Origin of the sequence: Nocardioides sp. (assembly GCF_035503875.1) — a bacterium.
Lineage (GTDB): Bacteria > Actinomycetota > Actinomycetes > Propionibacteriales > Nocardioidaceae > Nocardioides.
On sequence record NZ_DATJTA010000082.1, the window covers coordinates 94513 to 101305 of the forward strand.

Annotated in this window: 6 protein-coding genes; 5 read left to right on the plus strand and 1 reads right to left on the minus strand. The window is 72.0% G+C overall.

All coding sequences use genetic code 11. The features are described from left to right. Positions 1-120 precede the first annotated feature (120 nt). From VMF51_RS19685 to VMF51_RS19695, 3 genes are read left to right on the plus strand one after another with little or no spacing between them, the layout of a single operon-like run. A complete protein-coding gene (locus VMF51_RS19685; RefSeq protein WP_325476163.1) occupies positions 121-648 on the plus strand; it encodes a PadR family transcriptional regulator in 528 nt (175 codons plus the stop codon). Beyond that, complete coding sequence (locus tag VMF51_RS19690; RefSeq protein WP_325476164.1) at positions 645-1334, plus strand: ABC transporter ATP-binding protein; 690 nt, start codon at positions 645-647, stop codon at positions 1332-1334. Before VMF51_RS19685 ends, VMF51_RS19690 begins: the two co-directional genes overlap by 4 nt. Beyond that, positions 1331-2614 (plus strand): FtsX-like permease family protein, encoded by a 1284-nt coding sequence (locus VMF51_RS19695; RefSeq protein WP_325476165.1) that lies wholly within the window; start codon positions 1331-1333, stop codon positions 2612-2614. Before VMF51_RS19690 ends, VMF51_RS19695 begins: the two co-directional genes overlap by 4 nt. Before the next feature lie 12 nt (positions 2615-2626). On the opposite strand, the gene VMF51_RS19700 is transcribed toward VMF51_RS19695, so the two are convergent. Then, positions 2627-3748, minus strand: coding sequence for an ionic transporter y4hA (locus VMF51_RS19700; protein ID WP_325476166.1), 1122 nt, complete (start codon positions 3746-3748; stop codon positions 2627-2629). Positions 3749-3899: 151 nt separating this feature from the next. Here VMF51_RS19700 and VMF51_RS19705 point away from each other — a divergent pair, with 151 nt between their 5' ends. Together VMF51_RS19705 and VMF51_RS19710 are read left to right on the plus strand one after the other, a co-directional pair. Continuing rightward, the gene (locus tag VMF51_RS19705; RefSeq protein WP_325476167.1) at positions 3900-5885 is read left to right on the plus strand and encodes a TIGR03960 family B12-binding radical SAM protein; all 1986 of its coding nucleotides are present in this window, start codon (positions 3900-3902) and stop codon (positions 5883-5885) included. Then, entirely contained in the window at positions 5882-6646 is a 765-nt protein-coding gene (locus VMF51_RS19710; RefSeq protein WP_325476168.1) for a TIGR03936 family radical SAM-associated protein, read from the plus strand. The genes VMF51_RS19705 and VMF51_RS19710 overlap by 4 nt, the downstream gene beginning before the upstream one ends. Positions 6647-6793 lie beyond the last annotated feature (147 nt).

Sequence of the window (6793 nt, forward strand, 5' to 3'; positions counted from 1 at the left end):
TCACCTCTCCTCGAGGACCCGGCCAGGCGACCGACTCCGAGACCTGTCGTCCGGATCGACGGTACTCCCGGTCCAGACATCTATTCACTTGGTGAATAGATCGAGTGCATAGTGGCGCGCATGACCCTCGCGACCGTTCTGATGGGCGTGCTCGCCTCCGGCCCGGCGCACGGCTACGACATCAAGCGCGTGCACGACGAGCGGTTCCCGGCGTCGAAGAAGCTGGCCTTCGGCCAGGTGTACGCCACGCTGGGACGCCTCGAGCGCGACGGGCTCGTGGAGAGCGTCGAGACCAGCCAGGACGGCGGGCCCGAGCGGACCGTCTACGCGCTGACCGCGAAGGGGGAGTGGCACCTCCGGGACTGGCTGGCGAGCACTGAGCCCGCCGGCCCGTACGTCGCCGACGAGCTGGTCCGCAAGACGGTCACCGCCGTGCACACCGGCGCCGACGCCGTCGACTTCCTGCGCCGCCAGCGGGCCGTGCACCTGGACGCCATGCGGGCTCTGGTGCGCGAGCGGGAGCGCAGCACGTCGGTGGGCGAGCGGATCGCCGTCGACCACGCCCTGATGCACCTCGACGCCGACGTCCGTTGGCTCGACGAGGCCCGCGAGCGGGTCGCGAACCACGACACGAGGAGCCACCGATGAGCCCCACGCCCGAGCCGCTGCTGAGCGGCCTGGAGCTGCGCAAGTCCTTCGGGTCGACGACCGCCCTGAACGGGGCCTCGATCGAGGTCCGGGCCGGCGAGATCGTCGCGGTGACCGGCCCCTCGGGGAGCGGCAAGTCCACGCTGCTGCACTGCCTCGCGGGTGTGCTGGTGCCCGAGGTCGGGACCCTGACGTACCGCGGTTCCCGGCTCGACCACCTGCCTGCCGACGAGCGCACCCGGCTGCGGCGCGTCGAGTTCGGCCTGGTGCTGCAGTTCGGCCTGCTGGTCCCGGAGCTGACCGCCCTGGAGAACGTCGCCCTCCCGCTCCTGCTCGAGCGGCGGCGGCGTACCGATGCCCGGGCCGCGGCGATGCACTGGCTGGACCGCCTCGGGGTCGGGGACGTGGCGCAGTCGCGGGCGGACCAGATGTCGGGTGGGCAGGCGCAGCGGGTCGCCATCGCCCGGGCGCTGGTCACCGGCCCCCAGGTGGTCTTCGCCGACGAGCCGACCGGTGCGTTGGACACGCTCACCGGGGAGCGGACGCTGGAGGTGCTGCTCGGAGCGGTCCGGGAGACCGGAGCCGCGCTGGTCGTCGTCACCCACGACAACCGGGTGGCCGCGCACGCCGAGCGCGAGGTCGTCCTGCGCGACGGCACGACGGAGCATGCCGGGGCCTCGCGATGAGGCCCCTGGCCGTGACCCTCGCGCTCGCCGGGGGCTGGGGACGTGCGGCGCTGGTGGCCGGCGCGACCGCGCTCGTCAGCGGACTGCTGCTGGTCGCGATCGCGATGGCGCGCCTGTGGGAGCAGCCCGCCTGGACGGGCGACGAGTGGGTGCTCGGCGCGGTCCGCGACCCCGGCACGCGCCCGGGCGCGATCCTCGGCGTCCTGGTCCTGACGCTCCCGCTGGTGCTGCTGCTCGACCAGGCGGTCCGGCTCGGGACCACCGCGCGCCGCCGTCGCTTCGCCGCGCTGTCGGTGGCTGGCGCGACCCGGCGCGACCTGCGCCGCTGGGGCGCCGTCGAGGTGGGACTGCCGGCCCTGCTGGGCGGCGTGCTCGGCGTGCCCGTGTGGTGGCTCCTCGGTCGGATCCACACGCTCGAGGGCACCACGCTCGTGCCGACCTCGGTGGGTCCGGGTCCCTGGGCGGTGGTGGCGATCCTGCTGACGGGTGCGTACGGCGCGCTCGTCGGCATCCGGCTGGGGTCCCGGGTCGACCTCGACGTCGCGCGCCGGGCCGGGGGCGACCGGCCACCGCGACCCTGGTCGGCGCTGCTGATCGTCCTCGCCCCGGCACTGCTGGTCGTCGCGGGCGACTCCGACCCGGTGTCGCTCGCGATGGTCCTGCTCCTGGTCGCCGGCATCGCGGGGCTGGCGCCCTGGACGGCGTACGTCGTCGCCCGGGCGATCGCGTCCCGCACCGCTCGGCCCGCCCTGCTCCTCGCGGCGCGCCGGCTCCAGGCCGACCCTCGTCCGGCCGGACGGGCCGCCGCCTCGGTGGGCGCGGTGGGCCTGACGGCGGGTGTCCTCGCGGTCTTCGTGCCCGACGTCCTCGCGACCCAGACGTACGACGAGGGCTACTACCTCGGCCCCGCGCTGGTGGCGGCCGTGGGCGCCGCCGTCGCGCTGGTCGCGATCGCGGTCTCGCTCGCGGTGCACCTGACGGAGTCGGTGCTGGAGCGCCGGCGCGAGATGGCGGCCCTGGTGGCCACGGGCGTACCGATGTCGGTCGTCAGCGAGTCCCAACGCCTGGAGTGCCTGGTCTCGACCGTCCCCCTGTCGGTCGTGGGCTCGGCCCTCGGCGGGATCGGGTACGCCGCGTGGGCCGGAGGAGATGGCCTGTTCGTCCTCCCGGCCGTCCTCGTCACAGGAGCGGCGTGCGCGCTGGCCTGCTGGCTGGTCAGCCTGGTGCTGCGGCCCTGGCTGCTGGAGGCGCTGCAGCCCGAGCACCTGCGCACGACCTGAGCGCCGGGTGGATCAGGGCTGGATCGTCAGGAACACGAACGCCGCGAGCAGCACCAGGTGGACCACGCCCTGCATCGCCTTCGCGCGACCCTGGGCGACGGTGAGGATCGAGACCGCGACCGTCAGGAACAACAGCACCAGGTGCGTCGGCTGGAGGCCCAGCTCGAGCGATCCGTCGAGCCAGATGGAGGCGATCGCGATGGTCGGGATGGTCAGGCCGATGGAGGCCATCGCCGAGCCGTAGGCGAGGTTGAGGGAGATCTGGACGCGGTCGCGCCTGGCGTTGCGGACCGCCGCGATCGACTCGGGGGCGAGCACCAGCAGGGCGATGACGACGCCGACGACGCCGTACGGGAAGCCCAGGCTCTTCACGCCGCTCTCGATGGTGGGGGAGAGCATCTTGGCCAGGCCGACCACGGCGACCAGGGCGACCACGAGCAGGCCGAGGCTGAGCCAGGCCTCACGGGCCGGCGGCGGGTCGGCGTGGCCGTCGCCGTCCTCGTCGAGGAGCCCGGTCACCAGGCCCTGCTCGTCGCTGCTGACCGGGAGGAAGAAGTCGCGGTGGCGGACGGTCTGGGTGAAGACGAAGGCGCCGTACAGCACGAGCGAGGCGAGTGCCGCGAACGCGAGCTGGCTGGCGGAGTACTCCAGGCCGCGGCCGGAGGTCGTGAAGCTGGGCAGCACCAGGGTCACGCCCGCGAGCACCACCACGGTCGACAGCGCCGAGCCGGAGCCGGAGGCGTTGAAGCTGACCAGGTGGTGGCGCAGCGCGCCGACCAGCAGCGCGATGCCGACGATGCCGTTGAGGGTGATCATCACCGCCGCGAAGACGGTGTCGCGGGCGTAGGTGCTGGTGCCGTCGCTGCCGCTGGTCATCAGCATGACGATCAGCCCGACCTCGATCACGGTGACCGCGACCGCCAGGATCAGCGAGCCGTACGGCTCGCCGACGCGGTGCGCGACGACCTCGGCGTGGTGCACGGAGGCGAGGACCGCGCCGACCAGGAAGGCGGCGATGAGGGTGAGGACGACCGGGTGCTCGTGGTTGGTCCAGGTCGCGACGAGGAGCGCCATCGCCGCGAGCGGGACGGCGACCGTCCACTGGAACCTGCCGCGGACAGCCGATGCGCTCATGCGGTGAACCTCATGTGCAGCACCCTACGGAGCCGTCGCCGCCACGGCCGACGAGCGGCACCGCCGTGGACGGCGCCTCGGGTGCCGGGGCTTTCGTGGTGACGGCGAGGTCGCCGTACGCTGGGACTTCCCGTCGTACGAGAGGTCTGTCATGCCCGCCCCTGAGTCCGTCTTCCCTCGGCTCGAGCCCCTCCTCCCGTCGGTCTCGAAGCCGATCCAGTACGTCGGCGGCGAGCTGAACTCGACCGTCAAGGAGTGGGACTGCGCCCCGGAGGGCGAGACCGTCCGGTGGGCGCTGATGTACCCCGACGCCTACGAGGTCGGGCTGCCGAACCAGGGCGTGCAGATCCTCTACGAAGTGCTCAACGAGCGGGACTGGATCGTCGCCGAGCGCACGTACGCCGTGTGGCCGGACATGGAGGCCGTGCTCCGCGCGGGCGACGAGCAGGGTCCGATCCCGCAGTTCACCGTCGACGCCCACCGTCCGGTGCGGTCCTTCGACGTCTTCGGCCTGAGCTTCTCCACCGAGCTCGGCTACACCAACATGCTCACCGCGCTCGACCTCGCGGGCATCGCGCTGCACACTGCCGACCGCACCGACGAGGACCCGATCGTGCTGGCGGGCGGGCACGCCGCGTTCAACCCCGAGCCGATCGCCGACTTCATCGACGCCGCCGTCCTGGGCGACGGCGAGGAGGTCGTGCTGGCAATCTCGGAGGTGGTCCGCGACTGGAAGGCCGAGGGCCGCCCCGCCGGCGAGATGCCCAGCGCCCGTGACGAGCTGCTGCGCCGGCTCGCGGTCAGCGGCAACATCTACGTCCCGCGCTTCCACGAGGTGTCGTACGCCGCCGACGGGGCCATCGAGGCCGTCGTCCCCACCGTCCCGGGCGTCCCGCACCGGGTGCGCAAGCACACCCTGATGGACCTCGACGCCTGGCCGTACCCCGCCAAGCCGCTGGTCCCGCTCGCGGAGACCGTGCACGAGCGGTTCTCGGTGGAGATCTTCCGCGGCTGCACCCGCGGCTGCCGGTTCTGCCAGGCCGGCATGATCACCAGGCCGGTGCGGGAACGGTCGATCACCACGGTCGGGAAGATGGTCGAGTCCGGGGTCGCGGCGACCGGGTTCGCCGAGGTGGGCCTGCTGTCGCTGTCCAGCGCCGACCACAGCGAGATCAACGAGATCGCGGTCGACCTGGCCGACTGCTACGAGGGCTCCAACGTCGGGCTCTCGCTGCCGTCTACCCGGGTGGACGCCTTCAACGTGACGCTCGCCGACGAGCTTTCGCGGAACGGGAAGCGGTCCGGGCTCACGTTCGCGCCCGAGGGCGGCTCGGAGCGGATGCGGGCGGTCATCAACAAGATGGTGACCGAAGACGACCTGATCAGGACCGTGACGACCGCCTACTCGTCGGGGTGGCGGCAGGTCAAGCTGTACTTCATGTGCGGCCTGCCGACCGAGACCGACGACGACGTGCTGGCCATCGCGGACCTGGCGAAGCGCGTGATCGCGGCTGGCCGTCAGGCGACCGGGCGCCGCGACATCCGGTGCACGGTCTCGATCGGCGGGTTCGTGCCGAAGCCGCACACGCCGTTCCAGTGGGCGGCGCAGTGCCCGCCGGAGACAGTGGACGCGCGGCTGCGCGCGCTCGGGGCGGCGCTGCGCGCCGACCGGGCCTACGGCAAGGCGATCGGGTTCCGCTACCACGACGGCTCGCCGTCACTGGTCGAGGGGCTGCTGTCCCGCGGCGACCGCCGGGTGGGGCGGGTGATCCTGGCGGCGTGGCAGGACGGGGCTCGTTTTGACGGGTGGAGCGAGTACTTCTCGTTCGAGCGCTGGACGGCCGCCGCGGCCCGCGCGCTCGGCGGGGAGCCCGTCGACCTGGACTGGTACACGACGCGGGAGCGCGGCTACGCCGAGGTGCTGCCGTGGGACCACCTGGACTCCGGACTGGACAGGGACTGGCTGTGGCAGGACTGGGAGGCCGCCCTCGACGCCGGCGAAGTGGAAGATTGCCGGTGGACTCCGTGTTATGAGTGTGGGGTATGCCCGGCGATGGGTACGGAGATCCAGACGGGTCCGACGGGGGAACGGTTGGACGGCCGGCGCATGCTGCCCGTGCTGACGAGTGGGAGATGACGGTGGCTAAACCTGCACCGCGCGGCGCGGCGCCGCCACCTGCGGTGCAGCACCTGCTCATCCGGTATGCTAAGCGTGGAAAGATGCGTTTTGCCAGCCACTTGGATGTGGCGCGTGCCTTCGAGCGAGGCGTGCGACGGGCCGGACTGCCCGTGGCGTACTCGGCGGGGTTCACGCCGCACCCCAAGATCTCCTACGCGGGAGGAGCCCCGACCGGGGTCGCGAGTGAGGCGGAGTACCTGAGCCTCGCGCTGACCACCCGGAACGAGGCGGGCACCGTCGAGGAGCGGCTGAACGCGGCGCTGCCTGATGGGATAGACGTGATTGCTGTCACTGAGGATGCCGGGGGGTTGCCGGCGAGCCGGCTAACGGCGTCCGAGTGGCAGGTGATTCTTCCCGGCCTCACACCGGACAGCATGACTCCGGTGGTACAGAAGTTTCTCGCCCTTGAGCACGCTCAGGTGGAGCGTCTCACCAGCAAGGGCTTGCGGCGAATGGATGCAAGGTCTGCCGTGGTCACGCTTGACGTGCACGGACTTGAAGACGACGGTGCCGCCGACGACAACGCTGTCGGCCGCGGCGCTGATCATGAAGCGGGCACGGCGTTGCGGATGGTTGTCCGGCACACCGCTCCGGCGGTCAGGCCGGACGACGTGCTCACCGCGCTACGCGAGGTTTCCGACGTGGTCCCTGCCGCGCCACCGCTGATGACGCGGCTTGCGCAGGGATCACTCGGCGAATCCGGGGTGGTCGCACTATGACCGCCTCGGAGATCAAAAATGCACACATGTCTGGGCGCATCGCGCGTGCTCGTTTCCCGCGCTGCCCAGGCGAACGAACACTACGAGCCTCTGTGCGGCGCGCCGCGCTTTCGCGCGCGCCCGGAGGCCTGACTGGAGATTGCCCGA